At 49.0% G+C, this 25,937-nt stretch carries 21 protein-coding genes; all 21 read right to left on the bottom strand.

Annotated elements, in window-relative coordinates:
• Position 1 precedes the first annotated feature (1 nt).
• The 21 genes from KO087_RS06580 to rseP all read right to left on the bottom strand — a co-directional run bounded on the left by KO087_RS06580 (position 2) and on the right by rseP (position 25,929).
• Positions 2–1,441: an AAA family ATPase gene (locus KO087_RS06580; RefSeq protein WP_215508509.1), complete on the bottom strand. Its 1,440-nt coding sequence runs from the start codon at positions 1,439–1,441 to the stop codon at positions 2–4.
• Positions 1,438–2,418: a metallophosphoesterase family protein gene (locus tag KO087_RS06585; protein WP_215508510.1), complete on the bottom strand. Its 981-nt coding sequence runs from the start codon at positions 2,416–2,418 to the stop codon at positions 1,438–1,440. The genes KO087_RS06580 and KO087_RS06585 overlap by 4 nt, the downstream gene beginning before the upstream one ends.
• Positions 2,419–2,421: 3 nt before the next feature.
• Complete coding sequence (gene recA / locus KO087_RS06590; protein WP_215508511.1) at positions 2,422–3,459, bottom strand: recombinase RecA; 1,038 nt, start codon at positions 3,457–3,459, stop codon at positions 2,422–2,424.
• Positions 3,446–4,702 carry a competence/damage-inducible protein A gene (locus tag KO087_RS06595; protein WP_215508512.1) on the bottom strand — a complete coding sequence of 419 codons (1,257 nt, stop codon included), beginning with the start codon at positions 4,700–4,702 and terminating at the stop codon, positions 3,446–3,448. Before KO087_RS06595 ends, recA begins: the two co-directional genes overlap by 14 nt.
• 8 nt (positions 4,703–4,710) lie before the next feature.
• Positions 4,711–5,244 carry a CDP-diacylglycerol--glycerol-3-phosphate 3-phosphatidyltransferase gene (gene pgsA / locus KO087_RS06600; protein WP_215508513.1) on the bottom strand — a complete coding sequence of 178 codons (534 nt, stop codon included), beginning with the start codon at positions 5,242–5,244 and terminating at the stop codon, positions 4,711–4,713.
• Positions 5,228–6,553 carry a 30S ribosomal protein S12 methylthiotransferase RimO gene (rimO, locus tag KO087_RS06605; RefSeq protein WP_215508514.1) on the bottom strand — a complete coding sequence of 442 codons (1,326 nt, stop codon included), beginning with the start codon at positions 6,551–6,553 and terminating at the stop codon, positions 5,228–5,230. Before rimO ends, pgsA begins: the two co-directional genes overlap by 17 nt.
• Positions 6,550–8,736, bottom strand: a complete 2,187-nt coding sequence (locus KO087_RS06610) for a DNA translocase FtsK (RefSeq protein WP_215508515.1) — start codon at positions 8,734–8,736, stop codon at positions 6,550–6,552. The genes rimO and KO087_RS06610 overlap by 4 nt, the downstream gene beginning before the upstream one ends.
• A gap of 132 nt (positions 8,737–8,868) precedes the next feature.
• Entirely contained in the window at positions 8,869–9,312 is a 444-nt protein-coding gene (gene dut, locus KO087_RS06615; protein ID WP_215508516.1) for a dUTP diphosphatase, read from the bottom strand.
• A 44-nt stretch (positions 9,313–9,356) separates the two neighbouring features.
• Positions 9,357–11,483 (bottom strand): polyribonucleotide nucleotidyltransferase, encoded by a 2,127-nt coding sequence (locus KO087_RS06620; protein ID WP_215508517.1) that lies wholly within the window; start codon positions 11,481–11,483, stop codon positions 9,357–9,359.
• A gap of 56 nt (positions 11,484–11,539) precedes the next feature.
• On the bottom strand, positions 11,540–11,806 hold the full coding sequence (rpsO, locus tag KO087_RS06625; RefSeq protein WP_108831746.1) for a 30S ribosomal protein S15: 267 nt from the start codon (positions 11,804–11,806) through the stop codon (positions 11,540–11,542).
• 98 nt (positions 11,807–11,904) lie between these two features.
• Positions 11,905–12,843, bottom strand: coding sequence for a bifunctional riboflavin kinase/FAD synthetase (locus KO087_RS06630; RefSeq protein ID WP_215508518.1), 939 nt, complete (start codon positions 12,841–12,843; stop codon positions 11,905–11,907).
• A gap of 7 nt (positions 12,844–12,850) precedes the next feature.
• Complete coding sequence (gene truB / locus KO087_RS06635; protein WP_215508519.1) at positions 12,851–13,726, bottom strand: tRNA pseudouridine(55) synthase TruB; 876 nt, start codon at positions 13,724–13,726, stop codon at positions 12,851–12,853.
• The gene (locus KO087_RS06640) at positions 13,723–14,709 is read right to left on the bottom strand and encodes a DHH family phosphoesterase (protein ID WP_215508520.1); all 987 of its coding nucleotides are present in this window, start codon (positions 14,707–14,709) and stop codon (positions 13,723–13,725) included. Before KO087_RS06640 ends, truB begins: the two co-directional genes overlap by 4 nt.
• Positions 14,702–15,064, bottom strand: a complete 363-nt coding sequence (gene rbfA, locus KO087_RS06645) for a 30S ribosome-binding factor RbfA (protein ID WP_215508521.1) — start codon at positions 15,062–15,064, stop codon at positions 14,702–14,704. Before rbfA ends, KO087_RS06640 begins: the two co-directional genes overlap by 8 nt.
• Before the next feature lie 2 nt (positions 15,065–15,066).
• On the bottom strand, positions 15,067–17,496 hold the full coding sequence (gene infB, locus KO087_RS06650; protein WP_215508522.1) for a translation initiation factor IF-2: 2,430 nt from the start codon (positions 17,494–17,496) through the stop codon (positions 15,067–15,069).
• A gap of 26 nt (positions 17,497–17,522) precedes the next feature.
• Positions 17,523–17,792, bottom strand: coding sequence for an RNase P modulator RnpM (gene rnpM, locus KO087_RS06655; RefSeq protein WP_215508523.1), 270 nt, complete (start codon positions 17,790–17,792; stop codon positions 17,523–17,525).
• Positions 17,793–17,813: 21 nt separating this feature from the next.
• A complete protein-coding gene (gene nusA, locus KO087_RS06660) occupies positions 17,814–19,100 on the bottom strand; it encodes a transcription termination factor NusA (protein WP_215508524.1) in 1,287 nt (428 codons plus the stop codon).
• A 17-nt stretch (positions 19,101–19,117) separates the two neighbouring features.
• Positions 19,118–19,579, bottom strand: a complete 462-nt coding sequence (rimP, locus tag KO087_RS06665; protein WP_215508525.1) for a ribosome maturation factor RimP — start codon at positions 19,577–19,579, stop codon at positions 19,118–19,120.
• A 73-nt stretch (positions 19,580–19,652) separates the two neighbouring features.
• Complete coding sequence (locus KO087_RS06670; protein ID WP_215508526.1) at positions 19,653–23,828, bottom strand: PolC-type DNA polymerase III; 4,176 nt, start codon at positions 23,826–23,828, stop codon at positions 19,653–19,655.
• Positions 23,829–23,863: 35 nt separating this feature from the next.
• Positions 23,864–24,922 (bottom strand): flavodoxin-dependent (E)-4-hydroxy-3-methylbut-2-enyl-diphosphate synthase, encoded by a 1,059-nt coding sequence (ispG, locus tag KO087_RS06675; protein WP_215508527.1) that lies wholly within the window; start codon positions 24,920–24,922, stop codon positions 23,864–23,866.
• An 8-nt stretch (positions 24,923–24,930) separates the two neighbouring features.
• Positions 24,931–25,929: an RIP metalloprotease RseP gene (rseP, locus tag KO087_RS06680; RefSeq protein WP_215508528.1), complete on the bottom strand. Its 999-nt coding sequence runs from the start codon at positions 25,927–25,929 to the stop codon at positions 24,931–24,933.
• Between the last annotated feature and the right edge of the window lie 8 nt (positions 25,930–25,937).

Here is a 25,937-nt window from a genome sequence, read left to right on the forward strand (position 1 = left end):
CCTAATCCTCCAAACTATGTCTAATGGCGTGTAGGGCATCCCCGTCGATTGGTTGCTTACATAAGGGACAGGTGCCGGCTCCGGAAAGGCCGTTTAAATACGCGTCCATGGCCCGTTTATCTTTATCGATGAAACCTTCGATGTCAACGGAAAGTTTTTCTTTTTCCGTATTGAGACTTTTTTGTTCCGCTAAAAGGACTCGAAGGGATCGATCCTTTTCCAAGGATTCGGTCATTTCCGTGCTCAATTTGTCCAGGGCGTCTAACTGCTTGAAGCGTGCCAGAAAAGCTTCGCCCATGTTTATCCGCCGGTTCAATTCAGAATAGGCAAGAAACAGCGCTCGGTAGTCGATAAGTTGATCGAATTTTTTTTGCAGATCCATGGCGTGAACGGCATCAACGCCCTTGGTCGAATCCAAAAGCTTTTCATTGATCTTGGCCGCGTTTCGAGCCGATGCAAGGGAATGGCACAGTGGGAGCATGGTGTCGTAAGTGCTTTTATAGGAAGCCATGTCGCGAATCTTCTCCTCAAGCAATCCCATGTTTTCATAAGTACGCAAGACCGATGCCGCCTGTTGCCGGTTGGCAGCGTTTTGCTTAAATAAATCCGAGAGCAGCCGCTCCCGGCCGTATTGATTTACCTTATTGTGCAGGGAATGAATGCTTTCCTCCAAAGCATCCAGTACAGCGTAGCGATTTGAAATTTCTTTCGCCTCACGGCGTGCCTTTTGTATAGCGCAAAGGGTTTCGCTATACGCCTTTGCCAATTCCACTTTTTCGCGATGGTCAGACACAGCAAAAAGAATCTCGTTTACCTTGTCCCTCACGGCAATCTTATCGTCTAAGTCAGAAAAGGCCTTGAGTGACTCTTCCGTCTCCTCTAAATCGCCTTGAAGCATCTCTCGTCGTATGGAAATCTGCTTCTTGTCCCGAAGGGTATCGCGCATGGTTTCGTCCAATAAATCGACGCCCACCATACGCCCGATGGCCTGGGCCTTGTAGGCGTCGGTTTCCTGCAAGAGAAAGGGCCCGTCCAGTTGATCGGAAAAGTTCAGAGGCAGAGACTTTTTATCATCCAACATGACTTTTTTTATGCCGATGGCCTCTTCGATTTCTGCCGGCACATTTTTGCCGAAGCCCTCAAAGATCAATTCCTCTTCACCCGGTTGACGCAAAATGTATTGATTCTTCGACCGGCTGCGCCGACGTTCCACTTCTACCTTGTTTTGGAAGCGAATGGTAACGGCGACTTCCGTTTCCCCTTCCCGTACAAACTCTACGCCGGAAGGATCGTTAAACATATTCCAGCGCAGGGCACGCATAATGGCAGTTTTTCCGCTGTCGGAGGGGCCTACAATGACATTGACGCCTTTAGAAAGAGAGAGCTCGGAGTAAACGTGGGATTGGAAATTCACGAGAATAATTTTTTCGATGGAATTCATACCGTGCTTCTCCTCTCCTGAACCTGGGCGATGCGCTTCATGGCCTCTTCTTTAATGGCGGGGTCCAATTTTTCGTTGGCGGATATGTCGGCCAAGAGGTCAAAAAAATTGATGCGATCGTAATTGCCCGAACGCTCGATGGATTCCTTAAACTCGGCCAGTTCCTGGCGCTTAAATTTGTGCATTTCGATTTCCGAGCGGTCCAATACTTCAGCACCCGGTAGGGCGGATTTCAGCTCCCTTACCTCGATACTCGCCCGGTCTTTTTCCACATCGATAAGAACAAACTTCGGCCGTCGCTTCAATTCGGTCATGGAATTGGAAATTCGCACCATGGCGCCGGGGTTAAGAAAGGCCTTGCCCTCCCTTTCAACCAACGGAAAGCCGTCGTGCAAGTGTCCGGACAGGGTAAGATCCGCCTTGGTGTGGATAATATCGTCGATGGTCGTGTGGGAAAACATAGCCTTTACTTCACCGGCCATTAAAAAGCCGTGCACCAAGTGAATGGCATAGTCCGCATCGGGATCTTTTTCCTCGACGATATAAAGATGACGGTTTTCCTCCCGATCCAGGCCGTAAATATAGGGGGAGCCGCTTAATTGCACCGTGGTATTTTCGTCTTTTAAGAGAATTTTCCGGTGGTTAATCAAATGAATGATGCCCAAGGTGTCCAAGAGCCCCATCATGGTCCTGGGCAAGGTGACGGGGTTGTGGCCGTAAATATCGTGATTGCCGCTAATGGCGTAGATGGGCGCGGAGAATCCCTTTAAAATGGGAATTATCTCATTCATGACGGAAATAGATACGTCGGGACGATCGAATAAATCGCCGCCGTGTAGAATATAATCCACGGATTCTTCCCGTGCCACGGATTGAATTTCCTGTAATTTAGTTTTAACCGTATGGAAAAACGAATCCGTTCTTGATTTCGGATTCGTCCCTCGAATATGACTATCTGTGAAGTACAGGAATTTCAACGACTATTCCTCCTCGGAAGGTTCGCCGGCCCCACTTTCGTTGACCTGTTTGTTGCCTAAATTGTAGTGGATACGCACTTTTTCATCGATTTCAGCCAAAAGATCGCTATTTTCGCTGAGATAGGCCTTGGAATTTTCCCGACCTTGGCCGAGCTTTGCATCGCCATAGCTAAACCAGGAGCCGGATTTTTCCACAATGCCCGCTTCAACGGCGGCATCCAGGACGGAGCCCACTTTGGAAATGCCCGTGCCGTACATGATGTCGAATTCCGCTTTTTTAAAGGGAGGGGCCACTTTATTTTTTACCACTTTTACACGGACGCGATTACCGATAATGTCATCGCCTTTTTTCAGGCTGTCGATGCGGCGAATATCCATGCGAACGGTGGTAAAGAATTTAAGAGCCCGACCGCCGGTTGTGGTTTCCGGATTGCCGAACATGACGCCGATTTTTTCGCGCAATTGATTGATGAAAATTACGGAGGCTTTGGATTTGCTGATGGCGCCGGTTAATTTTCTGAGCCCTTGGCTCATGAGACGGGCCTGAAGCCCCATGTGGCTGTCCCCCATTTCACCTTCGATTTCGGCTTTGGGCACCAATGCCGCCACGGAGTCAACGACGATGAGATCCACGGCATTGCTTCGAACCAAGCTTTCTGTAATCTCAAGGGCCTGTTCTCCCGTATCCGGTTGGGAAATAATTAAGTTTTCCGTGTCGACGCCTAAATTTTTGCTGTACTGGGGATCCAGGGCATGTTCCGCATCGATAAAGGCCGCCGTGCCGCCGAGCTTTTGCGCTTCCGCGATCATGTGCAGTGCCAGGGTGGTCTTACCGGAAGATTCGGGACCGTAAATTTCAATGATACGGCCTCTGGGAATGCCGCCGATTCCCAAGGCGATGTCGAGACTTAAGGAGCCTGTGGGAATGGATTCGATGTTTAAATTTGCGTTTTCGCCTAGACGCATAATGGCGCCTTTGCCGTATTCTTTTTCAATTTTCGCGATGGCATCGTCTAATGCTTTTTTTCTACTCTCGTCCATTTTCTTCTCCTAACTCATGTAATAAAATCCCTGCCAAAATGTATTTTGAACTACGATATTGAATCGTGGTGCGATCGCCTTTGTACATGCGGCTTTCTTTTAACACTTCTTCGCCGTCTTTTCGAATGGAGTAAATAACCGTACCCACTTCTTTTCCCGTGGCCGATTCCGGTCCGGCTTCTCCCGTGGTGGCCACACAGTAGCGGCTCTTTGTCTTTTCGTAGAGACCGCGACTCATCTCCGAAGCCACAGCTTCAGATACCACGGTATCTTTGGAAATTGTGGCGGGTTTCACGCCCAATAACTTTTCTTTTACCTCGTCGCTATAGGTGATGTAGCTTTCGTGGAGCACATTGCTTGCGCCGGCGACGGAGGTGATCATGTGGGCCATATTGCCCCCGGTGACGGATTCGGCAAAGCTGATGGTCAAATTCTTTTTTGTAAGACAATCTACCAAGGTTTCAAAGACATCGCTTTCGCCGTCGCCGTAAATAAACTCGGCGAATAATTCCCGAAGGGCGCGAAGGGCTTCTGCGTATTCCTTCTCGATAATTTCGGCTTCCCCTTCATCTTCCGCATGGGCGATGACTTTTATTTCCACTTCGCCGGTCTTGGCGAAGGTGTTGATTTCCACATTTTCCGTTTCGATCTTCGCTTCGCGGAACATGGACTCACACTTGGATTCACCGATATTAACCAGGCGCAAACTGGTGATAAAGTTTTTCCCATGCACCGGATTAAGGTAATTGGCGACAATGTCGTCGGCCATGGGCTCGAATTCTCGCGGGGGCCCGGGAAGCATAAAGAATTGCTTGCCCTCGTAGTCCAGCATACATCCCGGAGCCGTGCCTTTGGCATTGGGAATAACGACGGCGCCTTCCGGAAATTCCGCCTGGCGCTTGTTGTTTTCCGTAATATTTTTAGAAAAGCTCATGGATACATTGCGAATATAGTCCCATTGCTTCTCATCGAATATCAAGGGCAAATCCAATGCGTGGGCCAGGGCCTGCTTCGTCATGTCATCCTGGGTCGGCCCGAGTCCGCCGCAAAGAAAGATAACATTGGATCTTTCAAGGGCCGTCTCGATGGCGTCGCGAATGGCTTCATACTTGTCCCTTACCGAGGCGTGATACTCCACGTCGTAGCCGGCATCGGTGAGCTTTCGCGACAAATAGGGGCCATTGGTATTTAAAATGGATCCGATCAGTATTTCCGTTCCGATGGTGATAATTTCTGCTTTCATAGGTGCTCCTATATATTTTCTAAATCCAAGACACCCTTATTCTTCACCAAGTAGTCCACGCCGCTTAATACCGTGAGCAGGACAGCGACATAGAATAATACGATGCCGATGGTCGTGGGAATGGGAGGCGAAAATAATAAGGCGATTAAAGATGCCAATTGCGTAATGGTTTTAATCTTACCGAAGGGGCTAGCCGCTATGGTGATATTATCCGATGCGGCCAAAATGCGAAAGCCCGTAATGGCCAATTCTCTGGCGACGATAATAATTACGCCCCATGCGGGAATGACTCCTTCTTCTACCAGCATAATAAAGGCGGAGATCGTAAGCACCTTATCGGCTAAGGGATCGAGAAATTTTCCGAAGGTGGTCACTAAATGATACTTCCGCGCCAAATGCCCGTCGAGAAAATCCGTAAAGGCTGCCACGCAAAAGACGAAGGAGGCCATGAGGCGCGTTGCCGGGGTATTTATTAAAAACAAGATGACGAAGACAGGCACAAGAAATAGGCGCATAATCGTCAGTTTATTTGCAATGTTCAATATAATCACCACCTAAATCATATGCCGTCGACTCGGTAATTTCAACTTTTATAAAGTCGCCGACAGCTAAATTTTCATCTGTGTAAATCGAAACCATGCCGTCGATATCCGGCGCATCTAAATAGCTCCTACCGATGGCGCCTTCTTCGGTTATTTCTGTCACCAAAACTTCTAATGTGCGGCCCACTTGTTTTTCCATGAGGCGCTCCGATTGATCCATTTGCGCCGCCATAAAGGCATCTACGCGGGCTTCCTTTACATCATCGGCCACTTGATCCGCCATGGCGGCAGCCGGCGTGCCTTCCTCACGGGAATAGGCAAACGCCCCGGCACGCTCCAGAGGATAATCTTCTAAGAAATCAAGGACTTCTTGAAAATCTTCGTCCGTCTCGCCGGGAAAGCCCAGTAAAAAGGTGGAGCGAATGGCTATGTCAGGCATGGCGCTTCGCAAACGGGTAATTAAGGACTCGATGGCGCGGCGATCGGTCTTTCGATTCATCCCTTTTAATACGGGATCCGCCACGTGCTGAATGGGAATGTCGATGTAGGGAAGGATTTTCGGATTATTCTTCATTTCATCGATGAGGGCATCGTCGAAATGATCCGGGTAGGCGTAAAGGATTCGCACCCAACGCAGGCCCTCGATATCTCTCAATGCCTTTAACAGATCCACCAAGGCGTATCTTCCGTAAAGGTCGATGCCGTAGTCTGTGGAGTTTTGGCCGATAAGAATGACCTCGCGAGTGCCTCTTTCAACTAAGTGGCGAATTTCATCTAATATATGCTCCATGGTGCGGCTGCGGTTGTTTCCCTTTAGAAAGGGAATGATGCAGTAGGCGCAGCGATTGTTGCAGCCTTCTGAAATTTTTACGTATTCGGTAACGGAGACTTCTTCCCTGCGGGCCTCTTCAATATAGTCATTTTCAAGGGAAGCGGCAAAAATCGGTTTTTCGTGATTTTCCGCCTGTTCAATGGCTTCATTGATGGAGCGAATATGCCCCGGTCCTAAGATGCCGTCCGCTTCCGGGATGGATTCTAATAGTTCATCGGGGTAGCGTTGCGCCAGACAGCCGGCGAGAAGCAAGGTTTCCAGTTTGCCCGATTCCTTTAGCTTGGCCAGATCCAGAATGGTGTCGATGGATTCTTCCTTTGCCGCATCAATAAAACCGCAAGTATTGACGACGATTACCTCGGCATCTGTCACCTGATCGGTAAACAGAAAACGAGATTCGTCTAAGACCCCGCGCATTTGCCCTGAATCGATGTCGTTTTTGGAACACCCTAAAGTAACGATGGACACTTTTTTCATATATTCTCCTGATTTTTCTTCATTTCTTCGATTTGTTCTTTTGTCATGAGCAGCTTCCGCGGCTTCGTACCCTCGTTTGGCCCGACAATGCCCATTTCTTCGATTTGGTCCACAATGCGTGCGGCCCTGGCATAGCCCACTTTTAATTTCCGCTGAATAAAGGAAATGGAAGCCTGTTCTTGAGTCAGTACGATATCGACGGCGTCATACAAGAGAGGATCTTCATCGGTGACGGCCATTTGGACTTTCTTTTCCATGGTATCCAGGGCTTCTTCGTCGTATTCAGCAGCTTCCGTATGATTTTTTACGAATTCAAGCACATTTTCCACTTCTTGGTCTGAAACAAAGGCCCCTTGAAGGCGCTTCGGTTTCGGGAAGCTTGAAGGATAAAAGAGCATATCCCCTTTTCCTAAAAGTTTTTCCGCGCCGGACATATCTAAAATCGTGCGGGAATCGATGGAAGAGGACACGGAAAAAGCGATCCTCGAGGGAATGTTCGCCTTGATGGTTCCCGTAATGACGTCAACAGACGGGCGCTGGGTCGCGAGAATTAAATGGATTCCCGCCGCCCTGGCCATTTGTGCCAGTCGCGTAATATAGTCTTCCACTTCTTTTGCCGCCACCATCATTAAATCGCTTAACTCGTCGACGACGATGACGACTTTCGGCATGGTCTTTTCCCCTGCGGCCTTCATTTTTTCGTTGTAGCCGGATACGTCCCGTACCCCGGTTTCGGCAAACGCCTTGTAGCGTTTTTCCATTTCGTCCACGGCCCATGCCAAGGCAAAGGCCGCCTTCTTCGGATCCGTGACGACGGGAATCAAAAGATGGGGAATGCCGTTGTAAATCCCAAGTTCCACCACTTTCGGATCGATGAGAATTAAGCGCACATCTTCCGGTGCCGATTTGTACAAAATGCCCATTAAAATACTGTTAATACAGACGGATTTCCCCGAACCCGTTGCGCCGGCGATTAAAAGGTGGGGCATTTTATCGATGGATGAAACGATGGCATTGCCGCTAATATCTTTACCTAATGTAAGGGGCACCGTGGAATCCAAGGCGTCGAAAACATTGCTTTCGATGATCTCGCGAAGATTGACGCTGTCTTTTTCCTTATTGGGCACTTCGATCCCAATGGCACTTTTCCCCGGAATCGGCGCTTCAATGCGGATGCCCGGACTCGCCAAGGAAAGACTGAGATTATCGTGCAGGGAGACTATTTTTGAAATCTTCACGCCGGGAGAAGGTTCCAATTCGTAGGATGTAATGGTGGGGCCGCGGTTAATGGCGCGAACGCGACAATCCACGTTGAAATTATCCATGACTTCCTGGATAATTGCGGCATTTTTCCGAATGTCCTCGTCGCCGGCCACAGGTCCTGCACCGGGTTTTTTCAGTAATTTTATCGGCGGAAAATGATAGACCGATTCCTGAACTTCCGTCTGCATATCTTTCGCGAAGGCTTCTTTTTCCGTTTCATTCAGGGTTTCCGTGCGCTTCGGTTTTTCCTCGGCGGACGGTCGATAATCGCGAATTTCTACGGGCTCGGCTGCCTTTTGTTTCGGGGATTCAAATTCCTTAAAGGCCTCGGCGCCGGAGGAAATAACTTTCTTTGCTTTTTTGTTTTTCCCTGTCGGCTTCTTCTCTTCTTTCGGCTCGGCCTTTTCTTTTTCAATGCGCAGCTTTTCTCCGGCCTCTTTCTTCTCGCGGAAATACGCTGCCATTTTTTCTTTCATCATGGTGCGCCGCGCTTTCGACGGTAGGTGATAGATCGTAAAGAAGGTGATTAAAACCATGACCGTGATGCTTCCCACGGTACCCAGAAGACCGACAAATAAGCGGGCGAAGTTTTCACCTAAGAAGCCCGGATCCACATAAGGGCCCGTCAGGTTTAATCGCGCGTTCCAGCTTAAACTCGGGCGCGCGGGGTCGTAGGTAATTAAAATTGCCATGAGAAAAACAGTGATACCCAGGGCCAAAACTTTAAACTTCGTCTTTACGTCCCAATCGGTGATGAAAAAAAGGCCGATAACAAAAAGCAGGGCACAAAAAACAGGGCCGACTTTTCCAAATAAGACACCGATGACCGAAGAGGTGAGATCTCCGAATACGCCCATTTGCTCGCTATAAAGGCTCAACATGGAAAGGATGGCCAAAATGATTATGAAGCCCCCGATCATGTAAGCCTTTTGTTGGCTCTGAGCGACGGTCTTTTTTTTCGTGGTTTTTCTTTTTCTTGGCAAGGGAATCCTCATTTCATCAAATATATGTTCGGATTTATTATAACATAATTTACGTCCCTCTACCTAATTTTAACGGAGGCCCGTGTGGCCGAATCCACCTTCGCCTCGCTCAGTTTTCGAGAGTTCATCCAGGCTGTCCACCTGAATCCAGTCGGCTACCTTGTAGGCCATAAAGACCATTTGGGCGATGCGGTCTCCGTCTTCGAGGGTTACCGCTTCATCGGATAAATTCACAACGAGGATGCCCAGTTCCCCACGGTAGTCGCTGTCGATGGTTCCTATGCCGTTGATTAATGTAATGCCTTTTTTCAGGGAAAGACCACTTCTCGCCCGAACTTGCCCTTCGATGCCCTTTGGTATTTCAAAGTAAAGCCCCGTAGGGATCATGGCACGTTCCAAGGGTTTTAGGGTTTTCGGCGCATCTAAATTGGCGCGCAAGTCCATGCCGCAGGAACCTTCGGTTTTATAGGACGGAAGGGGATGATGGGATTTATTGACTACTTTGACCTTCATAGAATCTCCTTTTTATAAAAAAAACCGCCGAAGCGGTTTTCGTTTTATTTATTGTCTTTATCGTCGAACTTTTTTTCTCCGGAGTTTTGTTTCCGTTCCGGTTTCGGCAAAAGTGCTTTTCTGGAAAGGCCGATCTTCCCCCGCTCCAGATTCATAACTTTAACTTTCACCTTGTCTCCTTCTTTCAGGACATCATCCACTTTGGCGATGCGCTTGTGGTCGATGTTTGAAATGTGGAGCAGACCTTCGCGGCCCCAGAGGATCTTAACAAAGGCGCCGAAGTCCACGACTTTCGTAACCGTGCCTTCGAAGATTTCGCCCACTTCCAATTCGTGAACGATGTCTTCGATGATTTTCTTCGCCACGAGGGCGCCGTCGTCGTTGGCAATAATGGATACGCGGCCGTCGTCATCGATTTCGATTTGTGCGCCGGTTTGTTCCGTAATCTTGTGAATGACTTTGCCACCGCTACCGATGACTTCACCGATTTTATCGGGATCGATTTGAAGCCCGGTAATCTTCGGTGCATAGGGAGAAAGTTCTGCTCTCGGCGCTTCAATGGTGCCCTTCATATGGGCCAAGAGTTCCATGCGGGCGTCGTGCGCTTGTTTCAGTGCACGGGAGAGGATTTCTCTGGATACGCCGTCGATTTTAATGTCCATTTGAAGGGCGGTAATGCCTTCGGAGGTGCCGGCGACTTTAAAGTCCATGTCGCCGTAGTGGTCTTCCAGGCCTTGAATATCCGTTAAAATTACGGGATCGGCTCCGTTGTCGATAAGACCCATGGCAATACCGGCCACAGGTGCGTGAATGGGCACACCGGCGTCCATTAATGCCAAGGTGGATCCGCAAATACTTGCTTGCGAGGAAGAACCGTTGGATTCCAAAATTTCATTGACCACGCGAATGTAGTAGGGGAATTCATCTTCCGTGGGGAGCACGGGAATTAAGGCCCTCTCAGCTAAGTTTCCGTGGCCGATTTCGCGGCGACCCGGGCTTCTCGGCGGGCGCGTTTCCCCGACAGAATACGAGGGGAAATTGTAGTGATGGACGTAGCGCTTCGTGTATTCCGGATCCAAACCGTCGATAATTTGCCCTTCCGTTAAAGCCGCCAAGGTGACGGATGTGAGGGCCTGGGTTTGACCGCGAGTAAAGAGGGCGCTGCCGTGGACGCGAGGCAAAAGGCCGACTTCCGAAGAGAGGGGGCGAATTTCAGTGAAGCTTCTGCCGTCACTTCGTTTTCTGTCGACGAGAATTTGTTTTCTGAAGATTTCTTGGGTGAAGTCTTCAAAAATCGTATTGACCTGAACCTCTCTGTAATCTTCTTTTTCTTCCAAATCGGCGATAAGGGCGTCTTTGATCTTCGAAAGTGCGTGGCCTTGTTCCGTTTTATCGGCGATCCAAAGGGCTTCTTCCACTTTGTCGTAGACGGCATCATAAATGGCTTTCTTGTAGTCTTCGTCGATGACGAGGCGTTCGTATTCCATGTTTTCTTTGCCCACTTCGTCGACAATGGAGTCGATAAAGGCAACTAATTTTTTAATTTCTTCGTGGGCATAGAAGATGGCATCAAGTACGTCGCTTTCTTCCAGTAAATCCACTTCCGCTTCCACCATCATAATGGCATCGGCGGTGCCGGAAACGGCGAGATTTAAGCGGGAACGCTTTTGATCCTCCACCGAAGGATTCAGGACCAATTCACCGTCGATGTGGCCTACCCGCACGGATCCCGTGGGGCCTTGGAAGGGAATGTCCGAAATGGACAGGGCGACGGAAGATCCGATCATGGCTAAGATATCCGTGGGATAGTCGGGATCGTAACTGAGTACGGTGGCCGTCACTTGAATGCTGTGATGGTAATCCGACGGAAAAAGAGGGCGAATGGGCCGGTCGATGAGTCGACTCGTTAAAATGGCGTTGGTGCCGGGGCGACCTTCTCTTTTGTTAAAGCCGCCGGGGATTTTACCCGAGGAATAATATTTTTCTTCGTAATCGCAGCTTAAGGGAAGAAAATCCGCCCCTTCGCGAGCCTTTGTCGATGCCGTGGCCGTTACGAGAACGACGCTTTCGCCTTGTCTTACCCAACAGGCACCGTTGGCCTGCTTGGCGACCTTCCCGATCTCTATATGAAGAGGCTCGTTATTTAACATTGTCGTATATGTTTTATACATGTCACTCTCTTTTCTCTATAAAGAAAGAGCGGTCGCCCGCTCTTTAAAATACTGTCTTAACCTCTGATTTCCAAGCGTTCGATAAGGGATCTGTAACGTTCCACATCCTTGTTCTTTAAATAGCGGAGAAGGTTCCGTCTCTTACCGACCATTTTCAAAAGACCTCTACGAGAGTGGTGGTCTTTTTTATGTTCCTTTAAGTGTTCGTTCAGCGTATTAATGGTGTAGGTTAAAATTGCTACTTGAACTTCGGGAGAACCGGTGTCTCCTTCTTCTCTTTGATACGCTTTGATGATTTCTTGTTTCTTTTCTTTTGATAACATAATTTCCTCCTAATTTAAATTCGGTTTGACCAAGTAAGCGTCGAGGATCGACAAACTGAGCCAAACTAACAATACCTTGTTATTTTACCATTAACCGGCTACTTTGTAAATTCTTCTTGATGAATTTGTTCTTCAATGAACTTCAGATCCCGGTCCATGCGCGCTTTTAATTCTTCCACGCTATTGAAGGCGATCTCCGGTCGGATGAAATCCAAAAGAGCTACGTCCATGATTTTTCCGTAGAGACTCTCGCCTTTGTAGTCGTAAAGATAAGTTTCCACTTTTATCCCCTGCTCCGCAAAGGTGGGATTGGTGCCGATGTTGGTGGCGCCGTAGTAAAATTCCCCTTCGACGGTAACGCTGGTAAGATAAACGCCGTATTTCGGCACGACATAGTTGGCGTTGTAAAGGATATTTGCCGTGGGAATACCGATGGTGCGACCCAGTTGCTTTCCTGGGACCACTTTGCCTCGAATGGTAAATGGCCGCGTCAAAAGGGCTTCGGCGAGTTTAACATCCCCTTCTTTTACGGCGGACCGAATGCGCGTACTGGATACGGCTTCTCCGTCGTAGGTGACGGCTTTTTTTACAGCCAGATCCAGATTATGGGCCTTGCAAAGCGCATCCAGGGTATTCACATCACCGGAGGCCTTAAAGCCGAAGCGGTAATCGTAGCCGACCACCACGCCCTTGGCCTTCAAGTGACCGACTAAAAAATCGACGACGAAGGCTTCCGGACTCAGCCGCATGATGCGCTCGTTAAATTCAATTTCATAAATTACATCGATGCCCATTTCACGAAGAATGTCGTGTTTTTGTGAACGCGAGGTTAAAAGTTCTTGGGAAATGCCGTCAGTCATGTTTTTTGTGTGGGTCTTAAACATTAAAACGGAAGAGAGGCAATTTAATTTCTTTGCCATCGCTACGACTTCCTTGATTAATGTTTGGTGACCGCTGTGCAATCCATCGAAATTACCCAGGGCAATGGTCGCCTCACGGGAAATTTCAGAATCTAAATCGACTTGAATAACCTCCATAAACACCTCAAACTAAAACTTTTTTCATGCAAACATTCGTCGTGCCATCTTCTTCGTTCACGATGCCCAAGCCGATAAACACATCCCCGGCGTAAATGCGGTAAAGGGGAGATTTTTCCACGGGAAATGAAATTCGCGAAGACATTCCGTTGGTCATGGGCTTTAGCCGCTTTTTCGGCAAATGAATCGGCGGAAGATGGTCGAGAAGCCGGTCCATGGGAAGTAACAGGCTCTTTCGTTCATTGAGGCTCATGGCCTCCAACGCCTCGATGGTATAGGCGCTTTCGACGGTGGCGTTTCCCACAGACACTCGGCGAAGATCCGACATCGTTAAAAAACACTTTGCCGCCACACCGATATCGTCTAAAAGGGTGCGGATATACGTGCCGGAGGAGACTTCGGCCAGAAGGCTGATCTCCTCGTCGTCTTGTTCTAAGCAAGCAAGCTTCGTCACCGTAATGGGCCGCATTTCTCTCGGTACGCAAATGCCTTTGCGGGCGTACTCGTAAAGCTTTTTCCCCTTGTACTTCAGAGCCGAGTGCATAGGCGGCAGCTGCAGCTGCTCTCCCATAAAGCCTTGAAGTACATCGTCGAAATTCTCGGGAATCGGCGATTCGCTCTTGGCATAGATCACGCCCGTCGTATCTGCCGTGTCTGTGCGTATGCCCCTCACCGCCCGTGCGACATAGGCTTTTTTATCGTCGGAAATATACTCCGCCACCTTTGTCGCCTTTCCGATGCAGATAGGCAAAAGGCCCGTAGCCATGGGATCCAAAGTCCCCGTGTGTCCGACTTGCTTTGTCTCAAACAAACGACGCATTTTCTGTACGACGTCGTGGGAAGTCCAATCGGCGGGTTTATCCACTAATAAAATGCCGTTCATCGTTGTTGATTTTCTATTTTTTCCCGCACCAAGGATTCCACCTTGGCCAGAACATTTTCCAGCGAATCCCTTTGCGATGCACCGGAAGCGCGGATGTGGCCGCCGCCGCCGAAGACGGAGGCAAATTCCGTGCAGTCCAAATAACTTTTTGAGCGGAAAGACAGCTTCACTTCCTCGGCCTTTTCCTTCAGGAAAATGGCCATTTCGACGCCGTCGATGTTACGCGCCTTTTCCACAATGCCCTCAGTCGCATCCTTCGGCGCGCCGGTAACATTTGTATCTTCCAGGCGGCAAATCGCGATGGAGACTTTCCCGTCCGCCATAAATTTCAGATTGGAGAGCACACGAGCGTGAAGGGCCAGTTTTTCCTTTGACATAGACTGATACACCGATCGCACCATGATGTTGTGATCGCAGCCGGCATCGTAGAGAGCGGCTATAATGCGGTGGGTGTCTCCGGTGACGCTGTCGTATTGAAAGCTCCCCGTATCCGTGGACATGGCCGTGTAAAGCCCCGTGGCCATAGCCGGTGTGAGCTGGATATCCATGGCCTCAAAGATCCGAAAAAGCACTTCTCCCGTGGAGGTGGCTTTCGGCGAGACATAGTTTAAATCGGCGTAATGATCGTTGCTCATGTGGTGATCGATATTCACCGTGTAGGCCGCTTTTTTAAAGAGCGCTTCGCCTTCGGGTCCGAAGCGATGAACGTCGGAGGAATCTAAGGCGATTATAAGAGGTAGGGGCTCGTGAATGTCGTCGATGGCTACACGGGCTTTCGTGGAGGGCAAGAAGGTGAAATCTGCCGGCACATCGTCGTTGGAGATGTAGATCACCTTTTTATCCATGCCCATTAAACAGCCCCACATGGCTTCTAAGCTGCCCAGATTGTCGCCGTCGGGGCTCTTGTGGGAAAGGATGCCGACGACGTTCGCATCTTCAATTTTTTTCTTTAATTGATCGGCGAATACCTTGATCTCACTCACCGCGATGCTCCGATTCCATAACCTTATTAATGGTTTCTTCCAAGGCCATGCCTTTTTCGATACTCTCGTCAAGCTCCAAAATCAATTCCGGCATGGCTCTTAATTTCAATCGGCTGCCTAATTCCTTCTTCATGAAGCCTTTGGCACTTTCAAGGCCCTCCATGGCATCTTTTTTCGCCTCATCGTCGCCGAAAATGGAGATCCCCACGGTGGCGAAGGAAAGATCCCGCGTCACAGAGACGAAGGAGACGCTGGTCAAGGGAGGGATCCGAGGATCTTTCAATTTATTTTGAATGATGTCGGAGAGTTCCCTCTTCACTTCTTCTGAGATACGGTGAACTCGTTTATCCTTCATAATTAAATTTCCTTCTTAATTTCTTTTTCGATATAGCATTCCAACAAGTCGTTGACTTGAATGTCGTTGAAGTTTTCAACCATAAGGCCACCTTCGTAGCCTTGGGCGATTTCCTTGGCGTCATCTTGGAAGCGTTTCAAGGAGGAGATGGGGCCTTCGTGAATAATGACGTCGTCGCGCAGGACTTTGACAAATGCTTTTCGTGCAATTTTTCCCTTGAGGACGTAAATACCGGCGACGATGTCGTTGGAAGGAAGCTTGAAGGTTTCTCTTACTTCGCAGCGTCCCAAGACTTCTTCGGTAATTTCCGGCGTCATCATGCCGCTAATAGCATTTTTCACGTCGTTTAGAATATCGTAAATGACGCGGTAGGTGCGCACATCCACTTCTTCTTGCTTGGCCAGCTCGATGGCATTAATGTTCGGGCGAACATTGAAGCCGATGACCAAGGCGTTGGATGCGGAAGCCAGGTTAATGTCACTTTCATTAATCCCGCCGGTACCCGAGTGAATGATGTTGACTTGTACTTCGTCTACTTCTTCGTTGTCGTTTAATTTCAACAAAGATTGAGTCAGGGCTTCAACCGTACCCTTTACATCCGCCTTCACAACCAAGTTCAGATCCTTAAGCTCCCCTTCTTTAATCTTGTCAAAGAGGTTGTTCAAGGAGACTTTGTTCTTAGACGCCAGTTTTTCTTCTCTTTCGTGTGCGATGTTTCGCGCTGCGATTTCTCGTGCGGTCTTTTCGCCTTGAACGGCATAGACTGTATCCCCTGCATTGGGAACGCCGTCGAGACCTAATACCACAACCGGAGTCGCAGGGCCTGCCGTCTTCAAGCGTTTCTTCTTGTCGTCGGTCATGGCGCGTATGTGGCCGTAGCAGGTGCCGCTGACGATGTAGCTGTCGCCGGTTAAAGTACCTTTTTGCACGAGGATCGTGGCCATGGGGCCTTTGCCCTTGTCGAGGCGGGCTTCCACAATGGTGCCGATGGCTAAGCGATCGGGATTGGCCTTCAGCTCAAGCACTTCTGCCACGAGAAGCACCATGTCTAATAGCTCGGGAATCCCTTCCTTCGTCTTGGCGGATACTTCGACCATGATGGTGTCGCCACCCCAATCTTCGCAGACCAAGCCTTCTTCGGTGAGCTCTTGGCGCACGCGGTCGGGATTGGCGCCATCGCGGTCGATCTTATTAATGGCGACGATAATTGGTACGCCTGCAGCCTTTGCGTGGTGAATGGCTTCCCTCGTTTGAGGCATGACGCCGTCATCTGCAGCGACCACGAGGATGGCGATGTCCGTAATGGAAGCCCCTCTGGAGCGCATGGCCGTGAAGGCTTCGTGGCCCGGCGTATCCAGGAAAGTAATGAGCTTACCGTTTGCGGATACTTGGTAAGCACCGATGTGTTGCGTAATGCCGCCGGCTTCCGACGCCGTAACATGGCTCTTTTTAATGACGTCCAAAATCGAGGTCTTCCCGTGGTCGACGTGGCCCATAACCGTAACAACCGGCGGTCTTTCAACCAGGCTTTCCTCGGGATCTTCCTGATCCAAATTGTAGATTTCTTCGATGTTCGAATCCGATTCGGAAATAAATTCGATTTCGATGGCGAGTTCGTCGGCTAAAATTTCAATGACATCCCGATCGATGGATTCGTTTTGTGTCGCCATAACACCTAAACCGATTAACTTCGTTATAACTTGTGCCAAGCTGATGCCGACTGTGTCAGCAAATTCCTTCACCGTTAACGGTGCCTTGATCTTAATAGCCCCGTCCCCCTTTACATCTTCCTTTGCCATACGCTCTTTACGCTTCTGACTTCTCGACTTTTTCTTTGGCGCTTTCGGCTTCTCAAAATCTTGATTACGTGCGCCGCTTTGTTCGTTATTACGCGATTTTTTTGCTTCTTTTTGCTTTTTCTTCTTACTTTTCTTTTTATCCGAATGTTTTCCGCCCGTTCCGTCCATGAATTGTTTTTCTTCGTGAACGTCGGTAACAGGCGCACTCTTCGCAGGCTCTTTGCGTGTGGGCGCCGGCATATCATTCGCTTTTTCTTGTGCCGCTTTCTTATGAGATTCCGGTGCCTTGGGCTTTACTTCGGCTTTTTCCGGTTTCTTTTCTACTTTCTGCGGCTTCTTTTCACTCTTTACAGGCGCATCTTCTTTTTCAGACGACGCCTCCGCTTTTTTCTTTTTCTCCGGTCGTTCTTCTCTTTCGGGCTCTTTCTTTTCCGCTTTTTCTTCGCCGGGCTGTTGTGCACTTTGCGCATTTTGCGCCTTACGGATAAAGCTTAAAAGATCCTTCTGCTGCTCTTCAGTTAAAGTACTCATGTGACTTTTCACGTTTATATTTGCCTGCGCCAGAATTTCCATTAAATCCTTGCTGGCCATGCCAAATTCTTTAGCAACCGTATAAACTCTCTTGTTGGACATGAGAACACCTCCTTAGTATAAGGGGTCTATAGATCTGAAAGTGATTGACGGAGCGATTCTATTGCCTCTTCGGACAAGTCTTTACCCAATGCCTTGGCAATGGCCTTTGATTTAATCGCCTTATTTAAACACTTTATATCTTTACAAACATAAGCGCCTCTGCCGTTTGCTTTTCCTGTTTCATCTATAAAAACCTCTTGTTCTTTATTTTTTACGATTCTTGTGAGCTCGTTTTTCGGCTTCGATTCAGAACACCCGACGCATTTGCGCAAGGGAACTTTCTTCTGCTTGTTCATTGATGAATCCTCTTACTCATCTTACTCCACATCTTCCGCTTCAACCTCGCTGTCATCGGATGCCTCTTCCGGTGCCTTTTGCGCATCTTGGAACAATTCCGATAAATCCATGCCCGTTAAACCGCCGATACTGGCAAAATTATCTGCCTCATGGGCTTCGGGTTTTTCGTCGGCCGGATCATCGTTAATAACCGACTCTTCCGCTACAGAGGTTTGAGTGTTTTCAAAATATGTTTTAAAATCTTCCGCATCCATACCCAGGGAATCCAAGTATTCTTCGAATTGGGTTTCGGATTTTATATCGATTTTCCAATTGGTTAACTTCGCCGCTAATCGCGCGTTTTGTCCTTCTTTACCGATGGCCAGAGACAGTTGATAATCCGGCACCACCACCATGGCCGATTTTTCTCGCTGATTAATGAAGACCTCGACAACTTTTGACGGGCTCAGCGCATTGCCGATAAATGCCGCAATGTCCGATTCCCAAATGACGATATCGATTTTTTCATCGTGCAATTCGTCGACGATGGTCTTGACGCGGCTGCCTTTAAAGCCGACGCAGGCACCCAAGGGATCCACTTCATCGTCCTTACTGAACACGGCGATCTTCGTGCGGCTTCCCGCTTCTCTCGCGATGGAGAAAATTTCTACGATGCCGTCATGAATTTCAGGCACTTCCAGCTCAAAGAGGCGGCGTACCAAATTCGGATGGCTTCTTGAGAGCACGATTTGCGGCCCTTTCGGCTGCTTGTTGACTTCCAAGACCAGCATTTTGTAGCGATCGCCTTGGCGGTAGGTTTCTCCTTGAATTTGCTCCGATACGGGCAAAATCGCTTCGGTCTTTCCTAAATCCACGAAGACATTGCCTTTGGTGACTCTTTGTACGTCGCAGGTAATGATTTCATTTTCCCTATCGGCGTAGTCGTCGTAAATGACTTCTCGCTCGGCGTCTTTAATTCGCTGAATCACGACTTGTCTCGCCGTTTGTGCGGCAATTCGACCGAATTTTTCCGGATCGATTTTTTCGTAGTAAACATCGCCGATTTCAAGCCTTGGATTTTCTAATCGGGCATCTTCTACGGCAATTTCCGTGTTTTCGTCAAAAACTTCATCGACCACTTCTTTTTCGGCAGCCAGGGAAATTTCTCCCGTGTCGCGATTAATTTCAACAATCACATTTTGCGATGTGCCGAAATTCTTCTTGTAGCTGGACATCAGTGCCGTTTCCAATGCTTCGATAATGACTTCTTCCGGAATGCCTTTTTCGCTTTCTAATTGCTTCAGAGCTAAAATAAACTCTTCATTCATTGTTTTTTCTTTGCCTCCTAAAATTCAATGACCTGTCGCATTAATGAGATGGAGTTTGAATCAAAGGTGACAATTGTTCCATCTTCTGTGCGGATAGCCACGGTGTCATCGCCGTAATCCGCTAAAATACCTACATATTCTTTTTGGTCGTTTACTTTTTTGTACAGGTGAACCTCGACCTTTTTCCCCATATTCCTGCGGTAATCATCTTTCGTTCGAATGGGCCGATCCAATCCCGGAGATTGAACCTCCAGAGTGTACTTCCCTTCGAATAAATCCTTGTCGTCGATCATGTCTCCAACAGCCCGGGATATATCGGCGCAGTCGTCGATTTGCACCCCGTCGGGATGATACACCGTGATTATGATGCGCGACGGATTTTTATTGGTGATGTCGACTTCCACCACTTCATACTCTCGTTCGGTGGCCGCTTTTTCCGCCGCCTCCGATACAATCGCGCGTACCTGAGAATGTTTCAAGAACTCACCTCCCATAAAAAACTAGAGTGGTGGACCCACTCTAGTTCTACTCGTCTATCTTTTCTTTAGTATATCACATTTTGCCACTATCGCCAATAAGATCCAACAGGCTTAACTGGTTATCTTTCGGGATTCCGTCGAGGGCGCCGTGAGCCTTTAGGGTTTCCACGACGGTTTTCGACGCACCGCTTCGTTTAACCATGTCTTCTACGGAAAGAAAGGCTTGTTCGTTCATGGCCTTGTAGATTTCTTTGGCCACGGTGTGCCCGATTCCCTGAAGGGAGCTAATGGGCAAAAGGACTTTGCCTTCGTAGACGGAAAACTTCGAGTAGTGGGATGCGCCTAAATGGATGGGCTCGAATTCAAAGCCTCGCGCCATCATTTCCAGTACAACTTTTAAAATGGGAATTTCCGATAATTCCGCTTTTGTCGCCTCGTCATTTCCCTCGATCCATTCCACACGCTTATTGACGGCATCAAAGCCTTGAACCAAAATATCGCCGTTTAGATCCGAAAGTTTTGTGGTGAAGTAAGCGGCATAGAAAGCCAGAGGGTAGTGAACCTTGTACCAAGCAATGCGCAAACTGGTCATAACATAGGCCACAGCGTGGGCGCGGGGAAACATGTACTTGATCTTTTCGCAACTTTCGAAGTACCAACTCGGTACATCCAAGGTTTTTAACACGTCCATGTATTTTTCAGGAAGACCCCGCCCTTTACGCACGGCCTCCATAGTATCGAAGGCCACTTTATTTTCGGCACCGGCTACGATCAAGTAGTTCATAATATCTTCCCGCGTACTGATGACTTCGGAGATGGTCGCTTTGTTTGAGTGAACCAGGTCCTGTGCATTGCCCGTCCATACGTCGGTTCCGTGGGAAAGGCCTGAAATATTCACCAGCTCGCCGAAGGTAGAGGGCTTCGTGTCCATAAGCATGCGCACGACGAAGTCTGTGCCGAACTCGGGAATTCCCAAGGTGCCTGTTGGTGACGAGAACAAGGACTCGTCGACCTTTAAAGCGTCGGCGGATGTAAACAGACTCATAACGTCGGGATCATCCATGGGAATGTCTTCCATGGCTACGCCGGTTAAATCTTCCAACATGCGAAGAATCGTAGGTGCATCGTGGCCGAGAATGTCCAGCTTTAATATATTTTCACTAATGGAGTGGTAGTCGAAGTGCGTAGTGATGACATTCTTCTTCTTTTCATCCGCCGGGTACTGAATAGGCGTGAAGTGATGAATGTCCTCATCCTTCGGCACCACCATAATGCCGCCGGGGTGTTGGCCGCTTGTGCGCTTGACTCCTTCGATGCCCTTGGCCAGACGCAGGATCTCCACGGGATTTTTTTGAATATTATTTTCTTCGGTAAACTTTTTGACCAGCCCGAAGGCGGTCTTTTCCGCCAAGGTGCCGATGGTACCGGCGCGGAAGACAAAGCCTTCGCCAAAGTAATCTTCGATAAATTTGTGGGCGGTAGGCTGGTATTCCCCTGCGAAGTTTAAGTCGATGTCGGGCTCTTTATCGCCGTAAAAACCCAAAAAGACTTCGAATGGAATTTTATGGCCTTCGCGAATCAATGGCTCGCCGCAGACCGGGCAGTTTTTCATCGGTAAATCGAATCCGGTGCTCACTTTCCCGTCGTCGATAAATTCGCTGTGCTTGCATTTGCCGCAGACATAATGGGGCATGAGGGGATTGACTTCCGTAATGCCCGTCATGGTGGCGACAAAGGAAGAGCCTACGGAGCCCCGTGAGCCGACGTAATAGCCGTCGGCGTTGGATTTTTGCACCAGCTGCTGGGCGATTTTATACATGACGGCATAGCCGTTTCCGATAATACTTTCCAGCTCCGTGTTCAGACGATCTTCCACAATTTTCGGTAGGGGATCGCCGTAGATTTCCCGCGCCCGATTAAAGGCATCGGCCTTGAGATCCACATCGGCATTTTTAATTTTCGGCGGGTATTTTCCCGAAGGAATGGGCGGAAATACCTCGATGGCTTCTGCAATCTTCTTGGGATTGTCGATGACAATGGCCTCGGCATCGTCGCCTAAAAAAGAGAAGGCGTTAAGCATCTCTTCGGTGGTCATAAAATAGGCCTTACCATTTGTAAAGGGGCGGCCACGGAATTTCGAATATTCCAAAATTTCCAAGAACTCGGCATCTTCAGCATTCATATACCGAACGTCCGACGAGGCGACGACGGGAATGTCCAAGCTTTTGGCTAATTCCATTAGATCGCGGATCATGGCTTGTCCGTCTTCTTCGCTTCGCAACAGGCCGTCGGCAAAGGCCCGCTCGTAGCGCGCAACGGGCGCCACTTCAATATAATCCAAGGTCGATGCGATGTGCTTCAGTTCCTCATGGGAGGCGCCGCGCAGGTAGGCATCGATTAATTCACCCTCTTCTCCCCCGGATCCGAGAATAAAGTCCTCTTTCGATTTCATAATTTCCGACTTCAGCATTCGTGCCGTTCTGAAGAAATGGTCCATATGGGAGGCGGAAATTAAATGGTACATGGCCATAAGACCTTGTAGGTTTTTCGGGAAAATCGTGAGCTTGGTCGGGAAGGTTTTTTCCGGCGACTCAGGCTTTAAGCGGTTTAAATCTTCAGGCTTCTCCACGCCGACATTTGCCGCCAAAGCCTGAAGCTGAATAAACAATTCCGCCGTGGCCTCTGCGTCGTTCACGGCGCGGTGTGCACCCTGCAGATTAATGCCGAAGCGCTTTGCCAAGGTACCTAATTTATAATTTTTAACTTGAATGTCCAAAGACCTGGCCAAAAGCAGCGTGTCGATGGTGGCATAGGGCACTTTCCCCTTTCGTCTGAACTCGATAAATCTGGAGTCGAAGGAAGCATTGTGTGCCACTAAAATGCTGTCGCCGATAAATGCTTCAAAGCGCGGCAGCACCACATCGATGGGATCGGCGTCTGCCACCATGTCGTTTGTAATATGGGTCAACTCCACGACCCGCGGCGGAATCGGTTGCATGGGATTGACGAAGGTGGAAAAGCGATCCACGATGCGGCCGTCTTGAATTTTCACGGCCCCGATCTCAGTCACTTCGTCGAAACGTGGCGAAAAGCCGGTGGTCTCCAAGTCGAAAACCACATAGCTACTTCCGTATTGAGCCTCACCGGGATTTTTAAAGATGCACTCTCCGTCGTCGACCACATCGGCATCCACGCCGTAGAGAATGCGAATGTCGTGTTTTTTTGCCGCACTCATGGCATCGGGATAGCCTTGTACCACATTGTCGTCGGTAATGGCAATGGCCTCGTGGCCCCAGGCCTTGGCCTGCTTCGCAAATTCGTCGATGGTATTGGTGCCGTCCATATTGCTCATTTTCGTGTGAACGTGCAGTTCGATCCGCTTTCTTTCGCTTCGATCTTCCCGCTTTTGTGCGGCCGATGGCTTCATGTTTCGCGCCATAATGCTTTCTGTGCGATCGAAGCTGTCGAAATCATATTTCCCGTGGATGCAGACGGTCTTTCCCTTGGAGAAGGTGCGAGCAAAAGCTTCGGCTTCCTGATTTTTAACAAAGGCCTTTACCTTCGTGCTGTCCGTTCCGTCGTAAACGGAGAGGATAAAGAGGGTTTTGTCGTTTTTTACAGGTCGTTCGTCGAAGTCAAAAACCGATCCCATAATGGTTACCATCTCGCCGACGCGGCATTGTGCCAGAGGCGTCGGCGCTTCAAATTTATTTTTTCCGTAATGGTAGACCTCGTCGCCCTTATCCCTAGCTTTTACAGGAGGGGTTTCGATTTTTATACCGTCGCAAAAGACGGATTCCTCGCTTTCGATCATCTCCTCTAAAACCTTAAATTCACATTCCCCCGCCGCACAGTCGCATTCCAGAAAGTAGTGTGTACCGGTAAACTCCTCCAATCGATTTTCGATTTCCATAGACTGAAGGGTTTTTTCCACCGTGGCATTGGGGACTTTTAGGGTGATGCGGCTTTCATTCATCGAAAAACATGCCCTCTCCAGCCAGGCTTCCGACGAAATAATCGATGTCTTCAGAAAATGAAAGATCTCATCTTCAGAATACTCCTTCATCTCCCGCTTCTTCTCTAAGTAGTGCACTTCGATGGATAAGGTTGGATAACACGCCGTAAGAAGCGATTCAAATGACTCACGCCAATCTCCTGCTTCACAATCCATCTCCAAGGCCATACCGGACTTATCCCGCTGATAGACCACTTTTTTTACGGGCAGAGATTTTTCTAAAATAAAATCCATCAGGTTACGCTCTGATGGATGGTTGTTTTGTTCGATCACCGATGATCCCTTTCTATTAACTCGATTAAAGCATCTAAGAGTTTCGACTCTTCGACGGTTTTGACGATTTCGCCTTTTTTGAAGATCACGCCGCGGCCGTTGCCGCCGGTAATGCCGTAATCCGCTTCTCGTGCCTCACCGGGGCCGTTGACGCGGCAACCCATAATGGCGATTTTTCCTTCAAAATTTAAAGACTTAAAGCGGTCTTCAGCGGATTCAACCAAATGAATCAGATCGATTTCCGTGCGGCCGCAGGTGGGACAGGCGACGATGTCGATGCCTTCCTGCCTTAAGCCCAGACTTTGAAGGATGGCCTTGGCGCAGTACACTTCATCGACGGGATCCCCTGTTAAGGAGACGCGCATGGTATCGCCAATGCCTTCCTCAAGTAAGGTGCCCATTCCTACCGAGGATTTCACGATGCCGTTCATGCCGGCGCCGGCTTCGGTAATGCCAAGATGAAGTGGATAGTCGCTGACGCGGGAAAATTCCCGATAGCTTTCGATGGACTGACGCACGTCCGATGATTTTAAGGAGACCTTAATGGCGTCGAAACCGAATTTTTCCAGTGTGGCGATTTCATCGAGGGCCGATTCCACGATGGACTTCGGATTCACGCCCCTGTATTTTTCAATAAAAGCAGGCTTCACGGAACCGGAATTGACGCCGATACGAATGGAGACGTTCCGCGTCTTTGCCGCTTCCGCCACTTCTTTTGCCTTCCATGCCTCGCCGATGTTTCCCGGATTGATACGCAGGCCGTGGACGCCGTGTTCCAAGGCATAAAGGGCCAAGCGATGGTCGAATTGAATGTCGGCAATAACCGGAATGGAAATAGCGGGAATAATTCGGTCCAAAGCCTCGGCATCTTCCGAATCGTTGACCGCCACGCGAATAATGTCGCAACCGGCTTTTTCCAATCGATGAATTTGATCAATGGTGGAAACAGCATCCTTTGTTTTCGTATTGGTCATGGACTGAATGCTTACCGGAGCACCGCCGCCGATTAATACGTCTCCAACAGCAATCTGTCTCGTATGTTTAGACAAGTTCATCGTCCTTTCTAGTGTATAAATCGCGCAATATCGCCGAAAATCGTCACATAAATCATAAGGGCAAAAAGCAAAACGAAGCTCGCCACGGAAAGGCCTTGCTCGATTCGTTCATTTAAGGGCTTGCCGATGATTCCCTCGATCAAAAGGAACACGAGTTTTCCGCCGTCGAGGGCGGGAATGGGAAGCAGGTTCATAAAGCCCAGGTTCGCCGAAATATAAGCCGTAATAAAAAGAAGAGAGGCAAAACCGTATTTCGCCGAATCGCCGATGACTTTCACCACGCCGACGGGACCGGACAAATTATCGACGCTCAGGCTTCCCGTAAATAATTTACCTAAAACATCGAAGATCGTTACGATGACCTTACCCGTCATTTTAAATCCGTCGCCAATGGCCTTTGCCGGATGCTTTTCGCTGGTAGGCTGAATGCCAACAATGGAGCGGCCGTCTTTTTCCGCGGGCTTCACGGAAAAAGAGAGGTCTTTTCCTTGGCGATGAATGGTGATGGTTATGGGCCTTTTAGAAGCGGCCACGGTCTTTGAAAAATGATCCCAGTCTTCAATGGGCTTTCCGTCAATGGAGCGAATCTCATCCCCTTTTTGAATTCCGGCTGTAGCCGCCGGAGAGTCGGGAAGCACCTTGTCTACGGTTCGCGTGGGATAGCCGGTAATTAAGAGAAAAAGGGAAAAGGTGACGATGGCCAAGACAAAATTCATGCCGGCGCCGCTTACAATAACTGCCGCGCGCTTTAGAAGGCTTGCGTTATTAAACGACCGCGGGTCATCCGATGCCGACTCCTCCCCTTCCATGGCCACATAGCCGCCGATGGGCAGGGCCCGCAGGCTGTATTGTGTTTCTTCTGTCTCTTTTTTATAAATTAAAGGTCCCATGCCGATAGCGTACTCATTGACGCGAATACCCACGGCCTTTGCAACGGCAAAATGACCGAATTCGTGTATGGCGATAATCAGTACAAAGACAAATAGTGAACCGAAAAGGGTCGTCATATAACCTC

Source organism: Peptoniphilus rachelemmaiella (assembly GCF_943169845.1).
Taxonomy (GTDB): domain Bacteria; phylum Bacillota; class Clostridia; order Tissierellales; family Peptoniphilaceae; genus Aedoeadaptatus; species Aedoeadaptatus rachelemmaiella.